This window comes from Quyinboa ferrireducens (assembly GCF_042436675.1).
GTDB lineage: Bacteria > Bacteroidota > Bacteroidia > Bacteroidales > UBA5342 > JBHJHP01.
In genome coordinates this window covers 516,512-543,345 of the sequence record NZ_JBHMVA010000001.1, presented here as the reverse complement: position 1 = coordinate 543,345, position 26,834 = coordinate 516,512, and the positions used below count along the sequence as shown (strand labels likewise).

General features: G+C 42.4%; 15 protein-coding genes. 2 read left to right on the top strand and 13 right to left on the bottom strand.

Annotation, left to right across the window (positions count from 1 at the left end; genetic code table 11):
• Nucleotides 1-61: 61 nt before the first annotated feature.
• From ACE01N_RS02005 to ACE01N_RS01985, 5 genes are all read right to left on the bottom strand, one after another.
• Nucleotides 62-1,321 carry a spondin domain-containing protein gene (locus tag ACE01N_RS02005; protein WP_380584296.1) on the bottom strand — a complete coding sequence of 420 codons (1,260 nt, stop codon included), beginning with the start codon at nucleotides 1,319-1,321 and terminating at the stop codon, nucleotides 62-64.
• Between the two features lie 141 nt (nucleotides 1,322-1,462).
• Nucleotides 1,463-2,410 (bottom strand): bifunctional methionine sulfoxide reductase B/A protein, encoded by a 948-nt coding sequence (locus ACE01N_RS02000; protein ID WP_380584294.1) that lies wholly within the window; start codon nucleotides 2,408-2,410, stop codon nucleotides 1,463-1,465.
• 216 nt (nucleotides 2,411-2,626) lie between these two features.
• Complete coding sequence (locus ACE01N_RS01995) at nucleotides 2,627-3,619, bottom strand: Gfo/Idh/MocA family protein (protein ID WP_380584292.1); 993 nt, start codon at nucleotides 3,617-3,619, stop codon at nucleotides 2,627-2,629.
• 26 nt (nucleotides 3,620-3,645) lie between these two features.
• A complete protein-coding gene (locus ACE01N_RS01990) occupies nucleotides 3,646-4,107 on the bottom strand; it encodes a hypothetical protein (protein WP_380584290.1) in 462 nt (153 codons plus the stop codon).
• A gap of 129 nt (nucleotides 4,108-4,236) precedes the next feature.
• Nucleotides 4,237-5,037, bottom strand: coding sequence for a cation efflux transmembrane domain-containing protein (locus tag ACE01N_RS01985; protein WP_380584288.1), 801 nt, complete (start codon nucleotides 5,035-5,037; stop codon nucleotides 4,237-4,239).
• A gap of 224 nt (nucleotides 5,038-5,261) precedes the next feature.
• Here ACE01N_RS01985 and ACE01N_RS01980 point away from each other — a divergent pair, with 224 nt between their 5' ends.
• The gene (locus ACE01N_RS01980; protein WP_380584286.1) at nucleotides 5,262-8,153 is read left to right on the top strand and encodes a PAS domain S-box protein; all 2,892 of its coding nucleotides are present in this window, start codon (nucleotides 5,262-5,264) and stop codon (nucleotides 8,151-8,153) included.
• 29 nt (nucleotides 8,154-8,182) lie between these two features.
• On the opposite strand, the gene ACE01N_RS01975 is transcribed toward ACE01N_RS01980, so the two are convergent.
• From ACE01N_RS01975 to ACE01N_RS01940, 8 genes are all read right to left on the bottom strand, one after another.
• Nucleotides 8,183-11,707 (bottom strand): beta-L-arabinofuranosidase domain-containing protein, encoded by a 3,525-nt coding sequence (locus tag ACE01N_RS01975; protein WP_380584284.1) that lies wholly within the window; start codon nucleotides 11,705-11,707, stop codon nucleotides 8,183-8,185.
• A 154-nt stretch (nucleotides 11,708-11,861) separates the two neighbouring features.
• Complete coding sequence (locus tag ACE01N_RS01970; protein WP_380584282.1) at nucleotides 11,862-13,898, bottom strand: alpha-glucuronidase; 2,037 nt, start codon at nucleotides 13,896-13,898, stop codon at nucleotides 11,862-11,864.
• 37 nt (nucleotides 13,899-13,935) lie between these two features.
• The gene (locus ACE01N_RS01965) at nucleotides 13,936-15,087 is read right to left on the bottom strand and encodes an endo-1,4-beta-xylanase (protein ID WP_380584280.1); all 1,152 of its coding nucleotides are present in this window, start codon (nucleotides 15,085-15,087) and stop codon (nucleotides 13,936-13,938) included.
• A 20-nt stretch (nucleotides 15,088-15,107) separates the two neighbouring features.
• Nucleotides 15,108-17,288, bottom strand: coding sequence for a polysaccharide lyase family protein (locus ACE01N_RS01960; protein WP_380584278.1), 2,181 nt, complete (start codon nucleotides 17,286-17,288; stop codon nucleotides 15,108-15,110).
• Nucleotides 17,289-17,356: 68 nt separating this feature from the next.
• Nucleotides 17,357-17,779 (bottom strand): VOC family protein, encoded by a 423-nt coding sequence (locus ACE01N_RS01955; protein ID WP_380584276.1) that lies wholly within the window; start codon nucleotides 17,777-17,779, stop codon nucleotides 17,357-17,359.
• Between the two features lie 33 nt (nucleotides 17,780-17,812).
• The gene (locus tag ACE01N_RS01950; protein WP_380584274.1) at nucleotides 17,813-19,084 is read right to left on the bottom strand and encodes a DEAD/DEAH box helicase; all 1,272 of its coding nucleotides are present in this window, start codon (nucleotides 19,082-19,084) and stop codon (nucleotides 17,813-17,815) included.
• A gap of 274 nt (nucleotides 19,085-19,358) precedes the next feature.
• Nucleotides 19,359-21,329 (bottom strand): DUF362 domain-containing protein, encoded by a 1,971-nt coding sequence (locus ACE01N_RS01945; protein WP_380584272.1) that lies wholly within the window; start codon nucleotides 21,327-21,329, stop codon nucleotides 19,359-19,361.
• A gap of 76 nt (nucleotides 21,330-21,405) precedes the next feature.
• Nucleotides 21,406-22,341 carry a permease gene (locus ACE01N_RS01940; protein WP_380584270.1) on the bottom strand — a complete coding sequence of 312 codons (936 nt, stop codon included), beginning with the start codon at nucleotides 22,339-22,341 and terminating at the stop codon, nucleotides 21,406-21,408.
• A gap of 191 nt (nucleotides 22,342-22,532) precedes the next feature.
• Between ACE01N_RS01940 and ACE01N_RS01935 the strand changes: the two genes are divergently transcribed.
• Entirely contained in the window at nucleotides 22,533-26,819 is a 4,287-nt protein-coding gene (locus tag ACE01N_RS01935; protein ID WP_380584268.1) for a family 43 glycosylhydrolase, read from the top strand.
• Nucleotides 26,820-26,834: the final 15 nt, after the last annotated feature.

Here is a 26,834-nt window from a genome sequence, read left to right as displayed (position 1 = left end):
ATCAGGCTGACTCTTAGATTAATCCTTATAGAGATCATATTTTTTTGTTCTCCTTCGACCATTAATTCCTCATGATGGTCACTTTAATCATCTCATCCACCATTGGATAAGGGAATCCGTCATTCACCATCATTACATTACCGCCTTCAACTGTATTGGCCTGAGTTTGTGTTCCGGGATATTCATTCACTTCCGTTCCGGCATCCCACAGACTGAACCATTTCGTGATGTCTTTCATACCCGGTGATGATGATAATGTGAATCCGGTATCGCCTGTACCAAGGAACAGGTCGTTAGAGGCACCCAGCATACTGGCTATGCTCAGACGTTGTCCTGGATAGGCTTCAAAGGAAAATGTAAATTTTTCTCCCGGGAAGATTGGAGCAGGACCCGCAGCACCATCCGGTGTATTGTACACGCCAGTCTGGTAACCTTCGCCCATCAGTGACGTATGAACAACGGAAGGATCGCCCATTTCTGCCAGCTGTTCCAGGCCTTCACCATAATCCGGGGTGTTGTTCGTAAATATTGGCATCTCCTTATTATCATGGATCACCCAAACCCCTGGTGCGATTGGAGATACATAACCACTGTTCATCGCCAGATAATCACCAAGTACAGATGCATTTCCCGTTTCAGCCAAATCCTCCAATCCTTTACCGTAATCTGCCATGCCTTTTTCAAATAGCGGGTTATCCATGCTGTGAACCACCCATGCTACAGGTGATATGGCTGTTGTACTTCCACTCATGTTGTCAATAGTTACCGTAAACATGTGGTTCCCGTTGTATGCAAGCGTAACCATCAGATTTGTTGCTACGGTTCCGTAATTATAACCATCCCCCACATCCGACATGAGCATGACCGCACTGTTTTCATCTGCGCCATCATGCATATTGCTCATTCCGGGCATCTGATTCATTTCGGTTCCCGCATCCCATAGCATCACCTGCGATGTAATGTCTCCTGTAACGGGTGTGCCGCCGCTGTACAAACTAATTCCCATCCCATCCGGCGCATAGAATCCGTCATTCGAAAATCCGTACATAGTTGCAAAAGACAACATATGTTTCGGGCCGGCATAAAATGAAAATTTATAGGAATGACCCGGTAAGGCAGGGCCGGGATCCGAAGCACCTTCCGGAACAGCAACAACACCGGACTGGAAATAACTGTACGCATTAAACACATTTTCAACGGTTACCGTATACATTGCTTTTTTATGAGAATGTTTACCGTCATGAATCTGATTATATTTTTCGCATGACACAAAAAATAATCCAAACATCGTAAGTCCTAAAGTTAAACGTAGTAGTTTCATAATACTGATTTTTAAAATTTATTCACGACGAAGTTCCGGGAAAACTATCACAGAAAAGTCACGGAAAATTCAAGTTTTTATAAAAAAAAGTCCCGAAATATTATTCCGGGACCCTCATTATTAATTAGTTATATTTTCAGTTTAAAATCGTTTTGTATATCCGTGGCAATAAGGCTTTCCTCCTTTTCTGTCATAATGATCCTGGTGATAATCCTCTGCTTTATAGAACTTGGTCGCCGGAGTTAACTTCGTCACTACATCGTAACCTTTATCTTTAAGCATTCCAATCAGCTTTTCTCCCGTTTTTTTCTGATCCATATTCCGGTAAAAGATCTCAGAACGGTACTGATCTCCAATATCCGGTCCCTGGCGATTCAGTTGTGTCGGATCATGAATTTCAAAAAACAGCTTAGCCAGCGTTTCATAGTCAGTTTTCTTTGGGTCATATACTATTTCAACAGCTTCGGCAAATCCTGTTGTATGGCTGCATACCTCTTCGTAGGTGGGATTTTTGATATGACCTCCAATATAGCCATCCACTGCATCAATCACACCCGGTGCTTTTTCCATATAATATTCCACACCCCAGAAACAACCACCGGCAAATATGGCAGTATCGGTAGTAGCATTTTTGGGCGGATGAGCCGGAACGAAAACCAGACCGATTGAATTTACACAATGTCGTGTGTTTTTAGGTGTAAAGCCTTCGCCCGTAAATACATGTCCAAGATGTGCTCCACAGTTTGTACATGTAATTTCTGTTCGCATGCCATCCGGATCAGGAGTACGGATCACTGCTCCCGGAATCTCATCATCAAAACTCGGCCAGCCACATTGCGCATTGAACTTATCTGACGACCTGTACAATTCGGCTCCGCAGCGTTTACAAACATATACACCCTCCTGCCAGAAATCCTCATATTTACCGGAATAAGGTCTTTCTGTCCCTTTATTTACTATCACACGTTCTTCTGCCCTTGTTAACGGACGAAAGTAACGACTATCTTCTTTTTCCTGTTTTTTCCCCGTCTGAGCGCATCCGGTCAGCGTAATCAGAACCAGAACCATTAAATTTATTATCCGTTTCATCTGTTTCTCCTTTTCTATTTATTTCATTTTATCGCTAAGCGTTTTTTCTCACTTACAAAATTCACAATCAAATATCACAGGAAGATCACAAAGCATTCAAATTTTCATCAAAATGACAATGAATTGCATGAGCATAATGGTACGCATCAGTTAAAACCAATGTTAATACAGAAAGTTGTATAACTTAAACTGAAAAATGTATAAAATAATTAACGGTCAGAACCGGTTTTTATAAACATCAAGGATGATTTCTGTGGCATTACGCGCTGATTCTCCTGTTATTAATGGTTCCTTGCCGGAAAAAACGGCTTCTACAAAATCCTGAATAATCAATTCATGATTAGAGGTATCGTTTACTACAGCGGTTGCTGATCCGGTATGGCCATTCATACTTTTATCAGCTACTGATGGATTTTCAAGATCTTCCATCTCCCATTGCGTAATCACATCATTCTCCATCACCAGGTATCCTTTGTCAGAATAGATTTCCAGTTTTGCCGGAAAGCCGGGTTTTGTTGCCGTAGATGCCGTAATGGTACTTATCATTCCATTCTGGTGAACACAAATAACCACTCCGTGATCCTCTACTTCAATGTTATGTACAAATGTTCCCAGGGTACTGACCAGCTTTTCGGGTCTTCCAAAAAACCAATAGTACAAATCAATGTAATGCGAAGCCTGCTGAATAAACGGGCCACCGCCATCAATATCCCAGGTTCCGCGATATGCCCCGGAATTGTAATAGCTGTCATCCCTGTAATTTTTTATGGAAAGATCAACAGAAAAAATCTTACCCAGACTTCCATTATCAATCAATTCTTTCACAACCGGATTATCAGAACTATACCGGCGCTGATATGCTACACCCAGCTTCACATTGTTTTGTTTACAGGCAGATATCATATCATCAATGGCATCCGTTGTAATGTCTATAGGCTTTTCACACAATACGTGTTTGCCAAGTTCTGCCGCTTCAATAGTACTGATATGATGATATCCATTTGGTGTACAAACAATAACTGCATCAAATTCCACCGTAACAGACTGCAAGGAATGAAATACAGGAAGGTGTTCTGCCTGTGAAGGTTTTTTTGAGCTTCTTGATATAATACCTGTCACTTCAGCTTTCTCAATTTTTTGAATGGCTGAAATATAGGTATTGGCAATATTGCCGCTGCCAATGATTACAAATTTTATCTTATCAGTCATAATATTTAGAATACAGGATTAATCGTTCATTTTATTTCAATATCCAGCTGGCGCCCCTCCTTAAAAGCTTTTCGGTCCATTTCAGACCCAACGGCCATGCCTACAGCCATACCAATCGGAATTCCGATTCCGATAAAAGCCATATTTTTCAGGCTGGCCCCGAATGCTACACCAAGAGGTATCCCGAATGCAGCCATGCCGAGCGCCAACCACTGATTACGGTAGTGATTTTGGGGAACAATTTTAAGTTCTTTCTCCAATAGTTTAATCAAAAGGGTCTGTACAGCTCTGATCTTTCGATGGAAATCCGATCCGGGAACTTTAACCGCATTTATCTTTTCTGTTTCAGCATTAATTATGGCAACAATCCTGTCAGGAATATCCTTTTTCTTCATTGCTGTTAAAAGATTGTTGAGTTGCAGGTGCGCTTTATGCATTTTCGCATTGCCAGAATAATCCGGTAAAGGGAGTAGTTCATTAATTACCATTGACACATATCGTTTAAAGTCTTCTATAAATTTATGAACAATCACAGGGATATAAAAATATATACGATAAAATAAAGCGGTGAAGCTTATATTCAGGATTCGAATTCCTCAGGTGTAATATTTATTATTCTATTCTTTTTTGCCAAGTTTAAGTATACGGATGGCTCCTCGCATTACTATTATAAACACGACTGATCCAATTACAAGATCCGGTTTATTGGAATCAAGAACATTTACTAAAATACCTGCAGCGATTACGCCCAGATTAATGACCACATCGTTTGACGTGAAAATCATGCTCGCCTTCATATGTGCCTCCTCTTTACTGTTGGACTTTTGCAGCATGTAAAGACAGATACTGTTGGCTATGAGAGCAAAAATGGATACTACGATCATGGTTGTAAAATTAGGAAGGTGTTCACTTCCCATAAACCGTCTGATAACTTCTAAAAAGCCTGCCACAGCCAATAAAATCTGAAAATATCCTGCAAGCCTGGCAATATTTTTTTTACGTACAACGGTACCGCCTACTGCAAAAAGACTTAATGCATAAACAAAAGAATCGGCTAGCATATCCAGACTGTCTGCCACCAATCCCATGGATTTGGAAATCAGGCCTGTAGATATCTCAATGATAAAAAATACGAAATTAATGACCAGAACTGCCCAAAGAACAATTCTCTGGTTTGAAGCTTCTTCTACATCCGACGGTTCAATTTGTTCGGTTGCTAATTTTTTCATCCCTAAATTCAGACTGTTTATTGCCTGTTCTATAGGATGAATATGTCCGTTATGGTAGACTGTCAGTTGCCGGTTGGATAAATCAAACTCCAGATTTTTAATATCCGGGTTCCCGTCAAGTTTCATTCGGATAAGCCTTTCCTCCGATGGGCAGTCCATTTTAGCAATACTATATATACTTTTATCCATTTCATTCCAGCTTTTTATAGGTCTAAAACGGATGAGCAGGTTTATTTGTTGAAAGGTAAAATGAATTAACATCGATTCAGAATTAAAATTAAGCCTTGCACAACGTCAATTCCCTTTAATAGAGCCAGCACATTAAAAAATGAATTATTTCGATTTCAATTAAATTCAAAACCAATTGAAGCAGAATAAATTATTAAATTTGGGGCAAATTCTAATTCATCCTAATGACACAGGAATTTATTAAGAATGCCACGTTGCTTATTACGCTTTCATTTCTCTATGGCATTATTAGATGGTATAGAGGCGATTTGAAAAAGATGTACCATCCGCTGAGTGGATTACTTTTTGGTTTGATAGCCGTTGCAGCTATGATGACCCCATTTGTGTACACCCAAGGAACAATTTACGATGGAAGATCAGTAGTACTTACCCTTGCAGGTTTATGGGGAGGAGGTTACACCGTTTTGATTTCAGCAGTTATTTCATCCGCTTACAGAATCTATTTGGGTGGCGCCGGTGTAGTTCCGGGGCTGGCAACCATTGTCTTCTGCAGTGGAACCGGCTTACTTTTCAGATATTTTTTCAAAGAGAAATTGACTAAACTAAGCTTTTGGCATTTCCTGTTTATCGGAGTTATTGCACATATTGTCATGCTAGCCTCACAGGTTTTACATCCTGTGCTGAACTTTGCATATCTCATGGAACAGTTATGGTTACCTGTTCTGACAATATTCCCAATTGCATTTGCCATTATTTCCAAAGTCATTCAGTTGACAGAAAAATATATCGCTAATTATCAATCCATTATAGACAGTGAGGCATTATACCACACTACCCTGCTAAGTATTGGCGACGCGGTAATATGTACAGATGAGAAGGGAATGATTACTCAAATGAATGATGTGGCTGAGAAGCTTACAGGATGGAACATTAATAGTGCGAAAGGAAAAAATCTTGAAACCGTGTTTCATATCATTGACGAAGAAAGTCATCAAAAAGCAGAAAGTATTGCAAATAAAGTTATTAAAAGTGGTACAATTATGGGTCTCGCTGATCATACACTTTTAATTTCAAAAGACGGGAATGAGTTTCCTGTGGCTGATAGCGGAGCACCTATCAAGAACAAGGATGGTAAAATAATTGGCGTAGTTATCGTATTCAGAGACCAGACCGAAGAGCGTAGATACCAGAAAGTTCTTATTGAAAGTGAAGCACGGTATAAGGAGCGTGAGTTCTGGCTGAGAGAGTCCCAAAGAGTTGGCAAAATTGGCACTTATGACTTAAATATTTTAAACAATCACTGGACTTCATCGGAAGTGCTTGATGACATATTTGGAATAACCAGAGATAACCCTCACAATGTAGATAGCTGGAATGATATGATTCATCCGGATCACCGCGAAAAGATGATAGATTATTTTCTGAATTATGTGGTTAAAGGCAAGCATTCATTTGAAAAAGAATACAGAATAATCCGGCAGAATGATCAGAAGACCAGATGGGTTGTGGGACATGGGGAACTTGAGTTTAACGAAGAAGGTGACCCTGTAAGAATGATTGGCACGATACAGGATGTTACAGATCGTAAAAACTATGAGATTCAGTTGGAAGAAAGTGAAAAATCCTATCGTAATCTGTTTGAAAACCATTCTGCAGTTAAACTACTTATAGATCCGGAAACCGGTAATATTGTGCATGCCAATAAAGCAGCTTCGGATTTCTATGGCTGGAGCATAAATGAGCTTGAACAAATGAATATTGGCGATATCAACCCTATCAGCCAGGAAGAAGTCTATAATAATATGCAAAATGCTCTTAAAGAAAGACGATTATATTTTGAATTGAAACATCGTTTAGCCAATGGAGAAATTCGCGATGTTGAGGTTTATACAAGCAAGTCCGAATACAGAGGCAGGGTCCTTTTACACAGTATTATACATGATATAACTGATAAGAAGAAGCTGCTGGAGGATCTTGTTATTGCAAAAGAAAAAGCGGAGGAAAGTGAACGATTAAAATCTGCGTTTCTGGCAAATATGAGCCATGAAATAAGAACTCCTTTAAACGGGATATTAGGGTTTACAAATCTACTGACAGAAAATAATACGCTGACAAAGGAAAATAAAAAGGAATTCGGAAGAATCATTAATAAAAGTGCTGAGGGATTGCTTAAGATTATTAATGATATTCTGGATATATCCAGACTTGAAACAGGAAAACTGGTTATAGATCAAAGTATTTTCGACGTCGGAATTATGCTTTCAAATATCAATTCCATATATCAGAACAAAATCAGAGAATCTAATAAACCTGAGGTTGAAATAAATCTCATAAAACCAGATCATCAGATATTTGTTAAAAGTGATGAGAACCGGATAACACAGGTCATTACGAATCTTTTAGACAATGCGATTAGATTTACCCACAAAGGAAACATTGATTTTGGATTACGTATTGTCAGTAGTACAACTGTAGAATTTTTTGTGTCTGATACCGGAATTGGGATCCCCGATGATAAGCAAAAACTAATATTTGAACGTTTTAGCCAGGCTGATGATAATACGACCCGAAGTTATGGAGGAACAGGACTGGGGCTGGCCATTGTTAAAAGACTTACCGAACTCATGGGTTGCGAAATAAACCTGGAATCCAAACACGGCGCAGGATCAAAATTCTGGTTTCAAATGCCTGTTGTAGTTCCAAAGAACAGCATGAAGCCGGAAGAAATATCAGTAAACGGATTGAAAAATGTTCAGCTAAGCAGCGAAAAAATACTGGTTGTTGAAGATGATCCTGCCAGCAAAGCCTTCTATGAAGAGGTCCTTCAGGAATCCTTTTCGAATATTTTTTATGCTGAAAACGGACAGAAAGCAATGATGCTTTACAGTACAAAAAAACCGGACATTATATTAATGGATATAGGATTACCGGACATTAACGGACTTGATCTTGTAAGAAAAATAAGGGAAAAAGATCTTAATGTTATTATTATTGCACAAACTGCCTATGCCTTACCAGATGATGAACAAAAGGCTCTAAAGGCAGGATGCAACGGCTATATCCCTAAACCCATAAAAAAAGATCAGCTTATTCAGACCATTAAAAATTATTTGTAATGCGAATTAAATATCGCGTTACAAATAATTTAATATATAACAACTTTCTCTGCCTGTGCTTTACCGCCGGAGTAGACTCTGACAATTTTAATTCCGCTCTCCCGGCATTCAAACTCTTCATAAGAATTCATTATAGCACGTTTTTCAATAAGTTTTCCCTGAATATCATAAATAGCAACCGTTCCATTTTCGGGTAATGCTGTGATCCTGATTCTTTTATCAACCACTTCGGCTTTCCAGCCCATGTTATCCACTACCTCGTAAGAGATTGCGGTCTCTTCTGAAGGTTGCAATATGCGAACGTAAAACAATCCACCGGCTATGTTAGATGAATTGATGGCCTGAAATTTTACCGTAATCTGTTCCTTCCCTTCCGTCATGGAATTCGGAATAGGGTATTCCACATTTTTAAATTCATCGACATTCCACTTCCCAATGAGGTTTTCAGTCGTTAATTTAACGTCGTCAATCAGAATGTCGAAAGTTCGGCTACCATACGTTTCATTACCCCAGTAACGTACCATGAGAGAAAGGTCTGATTTACCCTGAGTACTAAACGTGTAACTGATAAAGCCACCGTTATTGGCGTCGCGCCAAAATTCATTCTGCCAGTTTCCGGTAGTGGAATTAGAACTTTGCAGGTTGTGGTCTGCCTCAGGCTGTTGTTCACCCGGGGCCACCTGATCCACTGTCCGTGCATCCAGTTCCAGTTCTGCCTTCTCAATTTCAGCCAGACTATCCAGTACGCTCTGATACTCATCCTTGTTCAGCGTCAGCCAGTACATCATATACCTTGCATCATGAATTTTATAGAACGGTTCCAGTACCAAATCTGTATCTTCTGCATCAGGAAAGAGATCACTTGCTTTAAAGTGAAGAGGTTCCCCTTCTACAGGAACTATTTTTGCAGTAATGCTGTCCCTGTCAGCAACCAGCACAGGTGCCTGATCCAAAGGCATCAGGCTGCCACTGGCAATATGCCCCCAGCGACTGTCATCCGCAATCAAACCTGCCAGATCCTGGGTTCCTGTTTTTGCCCCCAGCAGTACAGGACCGTGCATTATGGCCACGTAGCGGGATACGTTGGGAAGCTGTTCAATTGCGTTATGCATTGGCAGTAAAATCTTCACAGTATCTCCGTCACTCCATGTACGCTGAACCGGGATATAGGTCTGTGGAACTGACTGCACATCAAGCGTATCGTGGTTAACAATAATTTTCAGTGCACCTGCATTAACCCACCCTGGGGAACGAACTTTCAGTGTAAAATCGGTTGGTGTGGCCGCAGATATTATTAATACCGTTTGCTCCTCATCAGGAAAAGATGTCTCCTGTCTTAGCGTTAAACCTTTTTCTTTCCAGTTAAGCTCTGATGCAATAAAGAGGTTGAGATACAGAGATTCGTCATCATGCGTATAGATAAACTCTCCATATTTACCGTGATTTTCCATGCCGGTTCCAACACAACACCACATGGCCTGGTTGGGCGCAGAATACACCCGGTAGTGCTGAGGACGTGCCGGCGTAAAGTATACATATCCACCATGTTCCGGATGCTGTGTGGAAAGGATATGATTTAACATCGCCCTCTCATAAAAATCAGCGTATTTGGCCTGCGGATCAACACGAAACAGATCTTCTGTCAATTTCAGCATATTGTTGGTATTGCAGGATTCCGGTCCCTCCACATCATTTATATAATCGATACAGGCAGAAGCCTGTGGAAAATATTCCTTCCGGCTGTTGCCTCCAAGTGCAAGGCTACGGTTTTGGGTCACAGTCTGCCAGAAAAACTGACCTGCATTCGCGTATGCCACATCTTTGGTCAGTTCTGCAATTCTTTGAAATCCGACAGCTTTAGGAACCTGCGTATTAGCATGTTTGTTATCCAGATTGTCTACCTGAACAGCCATACTGTTTAAAATCTGCTTATGTGAAAACCGTTTCGCCGCTGTAATATACTTTGCTTCACCGGTTATCTGGTATGCATCAGCCAGTACCTCATTCATGCCACCATGTTCTGTGTTCAGCATGGTTTCCATCTGCGCATCAGATAAACCGGAAGTGATCGAAATGGCCCAGTCACAAAATTTCAGGAATACTTCCTTCGCGGTTTCATTATTACCATACAGCCAGGCATCACGTAACCCTGCATAGGTTTTATGCAGATTGTACCAGGGAACCCAGGCTGAGGTATAGTTGCTGAAATTCCCTGTTTTAAATGTTGACCATACCGAATTACTTGAAGGAACACCCCCGGCATAACCTACACCCCATGCTGGATATTTAACTGTGTTTGCATCCTGACAGGATTTCAATTCATCCACCATATAATCCATGCGTTGTTTGCAGGTTGTATTACCGGTAGCAGCATAATTGATAGCCATTGCCGTAAGATAATGTCCCCCGATATGACCGTCAAGTCCAGTCCAGTTGGGATAACTGGTTGCTTTTGCAGACAAACCAGCTTCCTTGCGGTAAGGAGCAAGTAAGCGATCCACATCATATTCCAGAAGCGACTGGATATTCAGATCCTCCGCATGTTTAAACGGACCATCCAACAGCGTAACATCTCCCAGTGGAAACTCATTGGTGTAAAGTTTATCCTGTTGATCACCAGTTACTTCAAACGGGTTTTCAACGGTGTAATTCAGGGTGTAGATTTTTGATTCTAAGCCACCGACAGATGTGATCGTTATAACAGATACCCCTGTTCCTGCAGTGATATCAACCGCTTCATTTCCTGAAACAGCAACACCGGGTACAGCAGGAACCACTTCCGGATTGACCGATGTGGCACCAACAGGTAGTGTCACCGTATAAGTCAGAGAGTCAGGATTAAAATCCGGTTCAAACTGCCCATCTGTAACCTTAATATTTAAGAGAGAGGCATTGGCTTTCACTTCTGCAGTTAACTCACCAATATATGTCAGCGTAAAATTATCCACCTTGAACCATCCATGACCATCACCTGAAGTAAGGTTTGGAAAAGCGTATCCCTGCTGGGTTGTTTTACCATTTGTACGGACACCCAACACTAAATTACCATCGGTTACCGGAGCCGTGACCGTCAATGTTAAAAACGGTCCCCTGTCGTTCTGAGTTTCAGAATATCCGCCGAAAGAATACGTCTCTGCCCTGCCTAAAATTTTAAGATTATCGGTAGAATAGTCGCTTTCGGATCCGAATAACTGCGAAACCCCGTTGGCAAAAATACGCTGGGTCGTTAGCCGGCTTGTAGCAGCATTGCTGCTTCCCATAAGATCTCCTGTGACGGTGTACATACCGTCCGGAAGCCCCGTGATGGTTTGTGAAAGCTCTACATCGCCAATGCTCGCATTCCATGTGCCGGCAATATACGTCCCTGTTTTTGTATCATCTCCATCGTTGTTTACTCCAACCCATACATAGCCACCGGTTCCGGTCCAGGTCCAGCCATTAGCATTGCCGGTTTCAAAACTAGGATTGGTAATGGAATCAGTATAATCTGTTTGTGCATTTGCAGTTTGCAAACCAAGCATAACTACAAAGGCATAAAAAATGGTTTTCTTCATATTATGAGCACATTGTTAATTCAGGGCAAATTTAAAAACTTATAGGTATTATCCGGTTCAGGTTGTCATTAAACCAAGAAAATTATTAGATTCTACATAAGAACTAACCTCCGGCTTTTAATGTGTTCATCTGTTAAAATGCTGTGCATCAATTTTACTCTACCTGCATCAGTTCGTTCAGCTTATAAACTGGAGCTTCTACATTATCAGGTAGAGGCATCGCGCTGAACTGCTGAAAATAGAGCAGACAGGCATCCTTCCAGATACGTGCATTCCTGTATTGTTCCCGCAATTTACCCTGAACCTGATAAAAGCGTTCGGAATCTAAATATAATCCCATATTATTCCAGGTTTTTTGAAACCTATCTACCTCTTTAACACCACGATCATACCTGTTACACAACTCATTCCACAAGGTATTACCATTATGCAGCTTGTAATCCCATGGCACATGATGAAACCAAAGCAGATACTTTTCAGGACAAGTTTTCAAATCGTTAAAAACAGATGGCAATAGTTCATGATACTGGCTCACAGCATTGCTTCCGGTCCGGGTCCGGTCGAACCCGATCCCTTTGTCATCAGCCTGGTGATAATATGGCGGTGTCCAGTCTTTTCTTGCACCTGCAGGTGCCCACCAGGGGCCTGGTCCATAATGATGATTAGCTGCGAAGATATGATGCAACCCGAGTGGCATCATATAATTCACTGCTGTTTCACGGCTTTCAAGCATCATTTGTTTTACCGGCTGCAAAAAATGTTGGGCCCATAAAGATGTATCCGAAAGTTCTTGTCTTTCATTCACGAATGTCATCTTCAGCCATTCATCGGCGATCTGTTCACTCGTTAAGGAATGGTTCCATGCCATTCTGCCAAAAGCATACCAGTTGGCCTGTGCAAAGGGATGACCACACCAGTTTGGGTCAGAACCAATATTTGACACACCGGCGATCAGCGTATGTTGAAAAGGGATTATGTCACCACCCGTGTATCGGGCAATGGTACTTCTGGGACCCTCCATATAAGTGTCGCTGTTAAAAAACTCCTCCCACATGGGCGCCAGAAAAACCAAGTGTACATTTTGCCCAAGGTATTCCTGTGTGATCTGCAGCTCCGGCATCACAGCCGTTTCTTTCATCCCTCCGAATAGCGGACTGAAGGGTTCTCGCGGTTGAAAATCCAGCGGCCCGTTTTTGGACTGGATGATAACATTATCCCTGAACTTTCCGTCCAGAGGGACAAATTCCTTGTAAGCCTGTTTGACGCGGTCGTCTCCGGAAGGTTTATAAACAAAGGCGCGCCACATCACAATTCCACCATACGGCTTTAATGCATTGGCCAGCATATTGGCCCCATCGGCATGGGACCGGCCAAAATCCTGTGGCCCCGGCTGTCCCTCACTGTTAGCTTTGACCAGGAATCCACCGAAATCGGGGATAAGCGCATATATTTCACTGACTTTTTCCTGCCACCATCTTATAACATCAGTATCAAGCGGATCAGACGTTTTAAGTCCGCCGATCAGCGAAGGAGAGGAGAATTTAACCGCCAGATAAGGTTTTATACCATAAGGCCTCAGTACATCAGCAATCTCCTGAACCCTTTTCAAAACCTTTGGACTTAACATTTGAGGTGATGCATTGACATTATTCAAAACAGTCCCGTTTATCCCGACCGACGCATTTGCCCGCGCGTACTCCGTCCATAGGTTTCTGTCCTGTGCTGTAACAGTAAAGGCATCTTTGCCTTTGCGCCAGAATATGGATGAACCGGCATAGCCACGTTCGATGCTCCCATCGAGGTTATCCCAGTGGTTCAGCAGACGAAGATCATACGATGGATTTTGAATAACCTTGTCAATGGGTGCTCCGGTGTGCTGACGACGCAGCAATTCATATACACCGTAAAGAATACCCAGATCTGTTTGAGCGTAAATCCTGTTTCGTGTCAGCCGGAATCCATCTCCTGTAATCCTTTTGTCCAGCTTTATCTTCAGTTTGATGCGGGCGCCATCTTTACCCTGCCATCCCTGATGTAACTCCTGTGCTGCAATATCAAGTGCAGGAGAACCTGTTTTGCATTTTACGGTGATCTGACCGGTGTTTTGTGCCCTGAGCCAAAGCTGATGACCGTCTTCTGCAGTGATGTTCAGGCATAATAGCAGCGTGAGAAGTAAAAGTGTTCGTGTCATGTTATGACATTTTAACCGGATTGTGTTGTTTGTTACTTTATTTTTTGGTTTCCTGTATGATTTCCGTAACTACCGGTTTGGCTCTGCCACTGCGGTCAAACAGCAAGGGATAATCCGTTCGTCCTCTCACCGGCCAGTTATTGCGCCAGGAATTGGCATCGGTCACACCCCAGAAGGTAACCCGTGAAATCTGATCCTGATGCTTTAGAAAGAGACCAAAGAAATCAAGGTAACGGTCATTGAACTTTTGCAAAACAGAATCAGGCAGTCCGTCTTTATAGGGATTGATCTTTTCCTGGTACGCCTTGTTTTGAGCAACATCAGCCCCTGTATTTCCCCATGGTGAAGGCAATACCGTCAGATCCATTTCTGTGATCATGACCTTAAGCCCCAGACCTGCGAAGGCTTCCAGACTTTTTTCATATCCTGCCAAATCCGGGTAACTTAATCCGATGTGTGTTTGCATACCAATGCCATCAATCCGAATGCCTTCCTGCTGAAGTTCCTTCACCATTTTGACAACACCTTCACGTTTTCCGGCATTTGCCATTGAATAGTCATTGTAATACAACTCTGCTTCAGGATCAGCCTGATGTGCCAGCCTGAATGCCAGTTTGATGAAATCCTTACCCAGTATCTGATAAAATTTACTTTGTCTGTATGATCCGTCGTCCAGGATGGCCTCATTCACCACATCCCACCCTTTCACACGTCCTTTAAACCTGCCGACAACAGTAAGGATATGTTGTTTCATGCGCTCCTTCAATACCTCCGGTGTGACATCCTTTCCAAGGCTGTCTGTAAAAAACCATCCGGGAATCTGGGAGTGCCATATAAGGGTATGACCCGTAATGAACATGTCATTTTCTTCCCCGAATTTCACAAACTGATCAGCCAGCGAAAAGTTAAACCGACCTTCTTCCGGCTGAAGTGATGCACTCTTCATGCAGTTCTCAGCCACGATGGCATTAAACTGTTCCTTTACAATACGGACAGCTAAGGTATCCCGACCTGTTATCTGGGCTCCGTTCAGGGCTGTTCCAATATAAAACTTACCCTTGAACGCATCCTTTAATGCCAACTCATCTTGATTCAATTTAGGCACACAAGCAACGGTCAATATTACCATTTGAATCAGTAACGCATAAAAAAGTCCCGGGGCCTTCTGTCCTGAGGATTTTGTTTCCATCAATAGATTTATTTTATTGCTTATTTTGATTCTGTAACAACTACTTTTTTTTGTCCTACAATGTATATTCCATTTTCCAATCCCTTCAGTGCATTTTCCTTTTCAACGCCTGAACGTAAACGACGGCCTGAAACCGTATAAACATCTACCCTCTTGCTTTCATCTTCCACATCCATTTTAGCAGTTTGAATTGATGTTGCATAATCAAAAATAATCCTGTACGTCGCGTTGGATACCCCATCATCCGCGGTGACATGCACATATGCTGTATCCGGAATTTCGGTCACGTTATCAATATGAACCATGGCATTTTCGTTTACAGCAAGGGCTGATACGGTTGGTAACACTGTAGTACCCTGTGGGACAGAAACAACGTAGGTACCGATTCTGTAATTAAATGCCGGGCTAAGCTGTCCTGCACTTACCGTAAGTGATGCCAGCGACGGGTCGTGCACACTTTTGCTGGTATCGGCTTCCAGGATGATCGCATCGTACATTATTCCTTTATATTCCTGAGCTGAGCCGTAACTTCTGAGTTGCAGGGTGTTTTCACCTTCCTGTAAAAGCCTTTTATCCACATCGCAGCTTATACATTTGTATTTTCCACTGGTCAGTGAGGATCTGCGGATTCCGCTGTCACTCCAAAGATCGTTCACAGAAACGGTTTCACCGTTCAGGATAAGATCGAGGTGTGGCCCGGCATCCACACCAGCCAACGCTACTTTAATTACGGGATCATTCAAGACAGAAATATCCGCTATGTTAAATTTTATATCCCAGGTGCTGTTCACCCGCTGACAGTAATACCAGTTTTCACGTGGAGTATCGACTTCACAGCTATAGGTCAGCTCATAGGGTGATTCTTTCCAACGGCCATAGGCTCTTGGCAGGTTTCCCAGCTTATATTCGCCGGATTTATGATCTGCTATCCCTATCTGAAAAATTATCTTTTCTCTGTCTTTAGCATCCCACTGAATGATGCCTGCATCATTATTCCCTTCGTTGATAAGCACATTATCCTGTCTCAGCTCATCAATTAATTTGCCTTTTTGCGTATAGGCATACAGGGTATAGGTTCCGGGAATGATCTTTTCAATTTTAAAATTCCCGTTTTCATCGGCTTCAGCCCAAAAGAAATAGTCGTAAGGTTGCCGTTGCCAGCGCCCTTCTTCAGGTATCCAGGATGGCCCGGCTTTGCACAGCACCACCATGGCACTATCCACCGTTCCACGGCCTTTTATATCCAGCTTTCCGTTTAAGTTGCCACGGGAGCGCGCAAACAAATCATGTTCAAGCCACTGGTACGGCCATTCTGATTTCAGTTCTGCAGTCTTTTGCCTGGCATCCGCAATAATTTCTTCATTGGTTCCACTGTTGATATAAATAAATGCAGGGCCAAAGATCTTGCTCCATTGTGTATATTCATTCTGAAGCGTAATGGTCTCGCTCCCGAAATGGCCCGTTAAAAAGGGACAAAGCAATATTGGCGTTGTATTGGTCCCATGGAGTGTGGTCTCCTGCATGGTTGGACCGCCGGAAATGTATTCATGGCTGGCTTCTATATTCCAAACACCTGTTCCGTTCCCCATAAGGCCATGCAGGTCATCATAAATTTTATAGGTACACCAGTCGTATTTGGTATAGATGGAGCCATCCTGAAGCAGGAAGGTCGCATCCTGAATCTCCTCCACATAATTTGCCAGTACATCCGGATGAATCATGGGGCCCTGGCGTTCAACGGTCCAGGCATAATCAAAAATGTCCTTATCCACGCGAAAGGCAAACCGCAACTGTCCAAGCGATTTACCGGCAAGTCCGGCATCCGAAACCACGAAGTAAGTATAAAACCCGCACTCGTTCTTTCGAAACACAAAGTGCATTTCAATATCAAAATTATCGACTTTCCGAAAATAGATATCTGCTATTTCGGCTGTATTTACTTTTATGCCAGGCTGAAGAGCTGAAGGAGAAAAAAAGCCGTTATCGTCATTGTAGGAAAAATAACCGTATCCGCCATTATTCAGAAGATTGGCTTCTCCCTTCATATTCACCGAAATCATCTTTCCACCATCAATCTGAGCTTCAATCATACCGTTATCTACAGCAACCGTGTTCCCGCTAACCACAGCAATATTCTGAGCTGATATTCCGACGAACAGAATCTGTATAAGCACAAGAAGAATAACGTTCAAAAATCTCATTGGTTGCAATTAATCCATTGCAACCAAGATAATAAATCCGTCTTTATTTACAATGATTTTCTCCCCATTTAAAGGTTGCAGACAATCTCGTATTTAATGTTTTCGGTATCCTTAAAATAAACAGCATAATACGTATCGCTGTATTCCGGATGAATCTGTGGTTCAGACACAATGTCAGCACCAATCTTTAATAGTTGCATGTATGCATTATCAACTTCAGCTCTTGATTCTGCTCTGAACGCCAGGTGATGCAAGGCGCCAGGTTTTCTACGGTTTATACTGTCGTTCTGAAAGGCTTTTCTTGGCGAGGTAATGGCAAAAGCAAGATTATCGTGCGTATATTCAATCACATGAAAGTCATGCTCCCTGATATATGCCTTAACCTTTCTGTTGATGTCAAAACCCAGGATAGGCAGAAACTTATCGTAAAATGCTTCTGCTACTTTTATGTTTTTTACTGTAATCTGTATATGATCGATAAGCGGTTGCATGGGATATTTTTAAGATTCCATACAAAGTTATCATTATTTCTTTTGCCTGCCCGAGTGTGATTTATCCGGTCTTTTCTGATTTTTATGTCTGTTGGCAAAATATTCCTGCTTTCTCAGCAACTTCTCCTTTTCGAACTCCTGCTTTTCACCTGCTGTCATTGGGCGGTCCGTCTGCGGAAAAGGATTATCGGTAATGATCTCAATTTTCTGATCAATCAGTTTTTCAATATCCCTGATCCAGTCGTTTTCTTCCGGTTCACAAATAGAAATGGAAACGCCTTCATCTCCGGCGCGGCCTGAACGTCCAATTCTGTGCACATAGGTTTCAGCGATATTCGGGATGTCGTAATTAATCACGTATTTCAGCTTGTTAATATCTATTCCCCGTGCTGCAATATCAGTAGCCACCAAAACCCGGATCTCACCATCCTTAAATTTACCCAAAGCTTTTTGCCTTTGGTTCTGCGATTTATCGCCGTGAATGGCAGCAGCAGACACCTTCTGCTTAAACAGATTGCGTACAATTCTGTCAGCACCATGCTTGGTCTTACAGAACAGCAAAACCTGATCCATCTTCCGGTCTTTAAGAATATGTTGCAACAGATCCTTTTTTGTTGATTTGTTGGTGTAATAAAGGTATTGCTGTATGGTTTCAGCGGTAGACGACACCGGACTAACCTCAACCTTAATCGGATTATTCAATATCTTCCGTGAGAGATCCACAATGTTTTTCGGCATCGTAGCAGAGAAAAACAGGGACTGCCGTTTGCCGGGAAGTTTAGCGATGATCCTTCTGATATCGTGAATAAAACCCATATCAAGCATCCGGTCTGCCTCGTCCAGCACAAAATATTCAATATGGTTTAAGCGTATATAATTCTGATCCATCAAATCGAGCAGTCTGCCCGGTGTTGCCACCAGGATATCCACGCCACTGCGTAACCTTCTGATCTGGGCTGTCTGATTCACTCCGCCAAAGATGACCGTATTTTTTAATCCCGTATACTTTCCGTAGGTAGAAAAACTCTCTCCGATCTGAATCGCCAGTTCCCGCGTAGGTGTAATAATCAACGCGTTAATCTTACGCGGACTATTCTGATTCTGACGGTCCTGATACAGATGCTGCAGAATTGGGATAGCAAATGCGGCGGTTTTGCCCGTTCCGGTTTGTGCACTGCCCAGTACATCCCTGCGTTTCAATATATGTGGTATCGCTTTTTCCTGAACCGAGGTTGGAACCTCATATTTTTCGTCCTCTAATGCCTTAAGTAAAGGCTCAATTAATTCCAGATCTTCAAATCTCATGCTACTGACTGTTCTGTATAAAATGTAAGCTGTGGGAGTAATTTCAGGGATAGAATCATAGGAGGGCAAAAGTAGTGACTCTTGCTCTTAAATCAGCTTAAAACGCAGAATAATTCTATTTTTAACTACATCCCTTTATTTAAAAGGGTTACAGCCGGGATGTAAATGAATTTAATGATACAGAAATACTGAAAATACGCGCTACCATGCTCAAAATCATCCATAAAACAGTTGATAAACGGTCCTGTTGATCAGATAATTATTCCGTTCTAAACTATTTAACCATAAACTTTATGGTCTGCCTTTTACCGTTGCTTTCCCAGATGCAAAGATAGGTGCCTGCCTGAATTTTACGATTTGTTTCATCCTGCAGATCCCAGTTCAATGTTTGTGAACCACGAATTCCGGCAAATGATTTTATGGTTTGACCTTTAAGATTTGTAATGATTATCCTGACCGGTTCATCTGCTCCTGCAGCAACACTGATGTTAACAAAATCCCTTGCAGGATTAGGTGCCAGCGTGATCTTCAGCTTACCCTCTCCTGTTATATTCTGCAATGGAGTAGAACCGGAAGTCTGGTAAAACTTAAGACCTTTCACACGGTTTCCGGCGTAACTGGAATTTGTTTCGGGCTCACAGATGTTGAGTGCAAAACTGTAATCTCCAAAGCGGTTCAGTGTTTTAACCATAAGGGCATTTTCCCCTTTAGCCAGCTGAATAGTGGCCACTTTACTCCCAATGTCGTTATCTCCATAGGTCGTTGTGGTTGTAGAACTGTAAACCTGTTCGCTGTTCAGATATACGTAAATTGCTTCCTGTGCACCAAGCCATAACTCCGCCTCCTGGGCTTTGGGTGCATAAACATTAGTGTATGCATAACTTACAATGTTGGTCTGATCGCTGTAAAACGATGAAAGGTCTATCCTGTCATCAAAGAAATACACCGGCTGTGTCCATCCGTCCTGACCCGGAACAGCTTTTACAGATGCTTCTTCCGGGATATATTCTGTTGCAATACTTGTTCCCTCGTAAGGTCCTGATAAAATCCACGTTCTGTTGCTCTGACCGAATTTCCCGTTTTCAGATGTATTCTTTTTAACGCGTTTGGCTACCTCGCTGATTGTCGCACCCTCCACATTGATTTTATCCGGATCGTTTGTTCCCAGCCCCGCTTTTTCGGCCAGGGTAATGTGGGCTATATCGTCAGGGTTTAATCCCATCAGTTCTGCACAAACATGATCTACCGCAACCGGGTCAACGCCTGCAATAATGGTATTCATTCTGACCTGGTTATCACCTTTGAATGATTTATAGGTCTCAAGACACATCAACGCATCCACCACCACAAAGTCAATATCGGCAATATTACACAGGTCGACAATCATTTCTGTTGTCCATCTTCTGAAGCCTACATCGTGATACAATCCGGGAGAATGCGTTGTGCCGGCCATTTTGTTGTAGCCGTAGTAGCAACCCGGTGCTGTTCCTACCTGTAGCTTTAAGGCATTTGTTATTCCTGTATCATGTATTTTCAGTACCGGGACCACAATATAAACATCTGCCTGAAGTTCAGCAGCATGAACACCATAAACAGAACCCTGTATGGAAGACATCCCTTTATCTCCCAGATCCACTTCCACCACATCATCGATGGATTGGTTCAGGTTCAGAAATCTGAAATTAATGCCATTCAGATAAGTATCACTTTTTAGAGCTGTATAACCAGAGTTTGCCCAAACGCTTGAAGATGACTCCGGATCATCGTTGGTTCTGGCCGAACCCTCTGCCACCACGATCTCTACATCTCCTTCTGTAAACTCATCAATAATTTTTATCAACGCTTTAACAACACGAACATCGGTATTTTCTCCCTGTCCGGATGGACTGTCCGCCCCCACAAGGTTGACCTTCAGCATCACGTTGTCGCCTTTATCAATTACCCAGTGGAAGCCACCCTGTAGATCAATGGCCTTTCTCACCATATCTTCTACCTGTTCATAAGTGATATCCGCATCGCGTGAAGAAGGATTTTCAAGACCATCATAATCAGAGGGAACCAATCCAACCTTTACCGTAGCTGCCGTTACGGCATCGAATTCTGATTCATATTTATACGTGACCAGATCGTCGGCAACATGTGAAACCACGAAATCCAGTGATATCGCAGCAAGAATTAGTATTGCGTATTTTAAATATTTCTTTCCACCCTTTTTTGAAGGTTTACGGGTTACATTCCGGTTCATAAGATTATAAATAGATTTATTGCGGAAAATTAATAAAAACACCGGAATAAACAACGGTTTTAATGCTGGCAATCAACTATTTAAACAGTGTATAAATAAGACCCAGAATTGCGGCTCCTCCGATGCCGGTAATGAGATAGATGCTCAGGATGTTTTTTTTGAATGCACTTTGCATCATGGCAATGTTAGCAATTTTGGTTACAGGACCCGAAATAAAAAATGCCAGTACAGCTCCATCGGACAAACCCAGTTCTGATAACTGCTGAACCACAGGAATTGCGGCTCCACCACAAACGTAAAACGGGACGCCCGCACCTGTTGTGATCAGCACAGATAAAAAGGAGTTTTCACTTAAAAACCGAACCACGTAATAGGGATTGACCAGAATCTTGATTGCTGCCGCCAGAACGATGGCCAGAAAAAAGTATTTGCTGACATACCTAGTCATCCGGTACAGATCCCTGAAAAATGCCTTAAAACTGATATCCTGCTCCGTCTGTATCCAGGCTTCCAGATCGGGTGAAGATTTTAAAATTGCTTCTGTCGTAAGTTTTTTCTTTCTGATCAGAAACTGTGTAAGATAGCCTGCGGTCACACCCAGCAAAAAAGCAGATACAACCCGCATAACAGCCATTTCATAACCCATGGCTCCGGCTGTAAGAAAAAAGAGATTCGGATTTATGATAGGAGAAGAGACCATTAATGCCATCAATACGGGCAAAGGTATACCAACAACAAACAATGCGGCACTTAACGGAATAATGATATAACTTCCAAGTGGTGACAGCACTCCAAGCATTGCCGCAAGTACAATGGTCATCGCATTTCGACGCCCGGTAAAAATAGCTGCGATGGCTTGTCGTGATACAAAAACTTTAACCAGTGATGACAGCACAATTCCGACAACAAGGTAGGGCCAAAGCTGATTTAACAGATCTAGCGCCTCAATGAGTATTTTTTGCGTATAACTGCCCGAATAAAGATCCAGAAATTTGTACCAAAGATTATCCATGCTCTAAAAAAATCGGAGATGAAAGTACAACATTTCTTCCTATCCATATCATTCCCGGCATATTATTGGTTCTTTATAATCGAAAAAATGAAACTCTTTGCACAATTATTCTCTTCTTATATGGCTTTGAAAGCTTATTTTTGCAACTGTGGTAAAAAAACACATCATTTAACTATTGAAAATATACAGAAATGGCTAAAACCTGCAAACACATTTTTAAACTCGTTTTGTTAACCGTAGTTCTTTTTTCGTCGGTTAATATTCTTTCGGCACAGACACTTAAGTTACATTATAATCCTGCAACAGAGGCCTTAAATGCCACAACCATCAGTGATGCATCGGGGAACGGATTTTCCGCCAATCTAATGAATGGAGCATCAATCGTTTCGTATGACAACATGCAGGTTATTGAACTGGGAAGCGGAAACGGTTATGTTAATATGGGCACCGGATTGGGTGATCTTGTAACGACCCTTAATGACTTCACTGTTTTCTGTAAACTATATATTCCTTCATCTACTTCCATTACGTCCAACGGGAACTTTGTTTGGACAATAGCCAATTCAAATAATATTGCAACAGATGCCAATGGGTGCCTGTTTTTTAGTGCAAAAAACGGCAGGTATGCCATAACGCCAAACCGGTGGACCGGTGAAGAGGGCATTCAAACCGGTTCAGCACTGCAAAAAGGTGCATGGATAACGGTTACCTATGTACAGCAAAACGGTACAGGATCACTGTACTACAATGGTCTTCTGACCGTTAGCGGAGAAATTGCCATGACACCGTCAGAACTTGGCAAAACCAGCTACAATTACCTGGGAAGATCCTGTTACGCTGCAGATGCTTATCTGAGAAATGCCAAATATGCTGACTTCAGAATTTATGACGGTGCGCTCAGTTCAGCACAGATAGAAGCATTATCCGGCCTTAAAACCAGTTCTGATGCCGTTGAATTACTGGCAGAGTTTGATTTCAGTTCAGCATCAGACAGCAAAGATACATATACCGGATCGCTGCATAACGGTGCACAACTGACTGCCTTTGGCGCAGTTCCTGTACTGGATCTTGGCAACCAGAACGGTTATTTTGACTTTAGTGCTGCATTTGGTGATGTCATTGCCACACTGGATAGTTTTTCTGTTTCAACGAATATTTATATCCCTGAAAGTACTTCAGTGACAGGAAACGGTAATTTTATCTGGACATTTGCCAATTCAGATAATATGGGGACGGATGCTAACGGAAATATGTTTTTTACTGCTATCTCCACCCGCTATGCTATTTCGAACACCGGGTACCGGAACGAAGAAGAGCTTGATGCAGGTGTGCCTATGATGAAAGGCAAGTGGGTAAATCTTACCTACACCCAGCTGAACGGTCATGGTTATATTTACCTCGATGCGGATCTGATAGCCAATGGCACCATCAGTAAACTTCCCGGATCGCTTGGTTCAACAGGATATAATTTCCTTGGACGTTCCTGTTATGCCGGTGACGGTTATCTGAAAAATGCTGTCTACAGTAATTTCAGAATTTACAAAGGGGCCATTAACAGAACTGAAATAGAAAGTGTAAGTGCTGAAACATCTGTACTGAACCACACCCTGGACAGCATGATTGTTACAGCAGCATTAAGCAGTGTTACCATTGAGAATAAGGATGAAATCCGTTCTAAAATTGCCTTGCCTGGAAGTCTGAGTAACGATATTTCCATATCCTGGTCAAGTTCTGATGAATCAGTTGTAACTTCGGACGGAACGGTGTACCGGCCTTCTTTCGGATCCGATCCGATAAGTGTGACCATGACAGCAACACTCACACGTAATGCCTACTCGGCTTCCACACCAGTTGTAATAACTGTTTTACCCCAATATTCCGATGAAGAAAGTGTGGATATTGATCTTTCGGGACTTGAAATTGGAGGCAATACAACAAATGCAAGAAGCAGTGTTATCCTGCCTTATAGAACAGATGAAGGATCAAAAGTCAGCTGGAGTACAGACGCTCCTGATTTCATCAATACATCGGGTCGTGTACTTAAGCCGTCACCACTGGGACAAGGTAAAAAACAGGTTACAATGACTGCAACTGTGACGAAAGGCGATGTGACCAAAACAAAAGATTTTACCATTTATATAGCAGAAAAAGAGGACCGTTCGGCCTATTTGTTTACCTATTTTACCGGTAATGCCCAGTCGCAGGAACAGATCCATTTTGCCTTAAGCAACGATGGGTTTAATTATACGGCTTTAAACAATGGGAATCCGGTAATTAATTCAGCTGATATTGCACTGAAAAAAGCTGTTCGTGACCCGCATATCCTGCGTTGCGAAGATGGCAAAACATTCTATATGGTGGTTACCGATATGAAATCCAGCGAAGGATGGAGCAGCAACCGTGGTATTGTGTTACTTAAATCAACTGACCTGGTTAACTGGACCAGTGCGACAGTTAATTTTCCTACACGCTGGCCGGATCAGTGGGCTAATGTGTTGCGTGTATGGGCACCACAAACCGTTTACGATCCCGATGCCGGGAAATACATGGTTTATTTCTCATTGCTGACCAGTGACGGAAAAGTAACTTACGATAAGGTATTTTACTGCTACGCCAATGCAGACTTCACCGACCTGGAAGGTGAACCGCAGTATCTGTTTGACAGAGGTTCGGCTACCATAGACGGTGATATCATTTTCAGCGATGTGGATAAGCTTTACCATATGTTCTTCAAAAATGAAGGCATAGGAGGCATCAGCGAGGTCACTGCAGAAACGCTTACCCCACAGGATGGTGAAACGCCCGGATCGCAATGGAGTACACCTCTTGACAATGTGGATCAGACGGATGAAGCCGTTGAGGGAGCCGGTGTTTTCAGGTTAATTGATCGGGATAAATGGATTCTGATGTATGACTGCTATGGTGCGGGACATTATCAGTTCTGTGAGACACCCGATCTGAAAAACTTCAGTTATGTGATGGATAACTATTCCATGGATGCGCGGCACGGAACATCCATAGCCATTTCTGAAGCTGAAGTAAACAGACTGATAGAAGCTTTCCCATCTACTGCGCTGAATACAATTTCCGGCATTGGCGCACGGAACAAGAATATACGGGATGCAGGTATTGACATAAACAGCACAAGTAAGAACATTCATATTCCGGTATACTATGGTGTTGATCTTTCATCGTTTGATCCGGAATTATATGCCACCCCCGGAACAACGATAACACCTGCAGGCAATCAGGATTTTACAAACGGTAGTGTTGCATATACACTTACACTGAACGGAAATTCAGTTACCTATAATGTCACAACTGAGATATGGGCTAACCCGGTAATACCGGATTTTCATGCTGACCCGGAAGTGCTCTATTCTGAGCAGACCGGTCTCTTCTATATCTATCCTACCACAGATGGTTATCCCGGATGGGGCGGCTATTATTTTGATGTTTATTCATCGCCGGACCTTGTAAACTGGACTAACCAGGGAACCTTTCTTGATCTCAGCACCGACCAGGTCAGCTGGGCAACGGGAAATGCATGGGCACCTTGTATCATAGAAAAGAAGATTGCTGATAATCAGTACCGGTATTACTTTTACTTCAGCGGTGAAAGCGGAGGAAAGAAAACCGGTGTGGCTGTATCGGATTATCCAACCGGGCCGTTTGTGGATTCCGGTTCACCCATGATCAGCTCCAATCCTGATGGTGTAGGCGGGCAAATCATCGACAGTGACGTATTCGAAGATCCCGTATCAGGTAAAACTTATATTTACTGGGGAAACGGCTACATGGCTGTGGCCGAACTGAATGATGATATGACGTCCATTAAAGAGGAAACCATTAAGGTAATTACCCCTCAGGGAGGTACACTGGCTACATATGCTTTCAGGGAAGGAACTTACGTGTTTTACAGAAACGGGCTTTACTACTTCCTCTGGTCGGTTGATGATACCGGTTCACCCAATTACCATGTGGCTTATGGTACATCTGATTCGCCAACCGGACCGATCAATGTAGCCAGTCAGCCCATCGTGATGCAGCAGGATCCGGATAATGAGATCTACGGAACGGCTCACAATTCCATTATACAAATTCCCGGACGCGACGAATGGTACATTGTCTATCACCGGATCAACAAAAACTATCTGAACGACGGACCGGGTTATCACCGTGAGGTTTGCATTGACAGGCTCTATTTTAACGAAGACGGCACCATTAAGCCGGTCACACCCACACACAGGGGAATTGATCCGGTAGATGTAAACAGTAACTTTAATACCAGTACATCTCAGTTTTTTTTTAACCGGGAGTCAACAAAAGGTGCAGTAATTCAACAGGAATTATACACTGTATCGGGTCAGCATTTAAGGGCATATGACCTGAATTCATATACCGGAATAATAATTGCTGTAAACCGCTATGAAGATGGAAGTACAGATACAGAGAAGATGGTAGTACTGAAGCACTAAAAAAGAATCTATCAT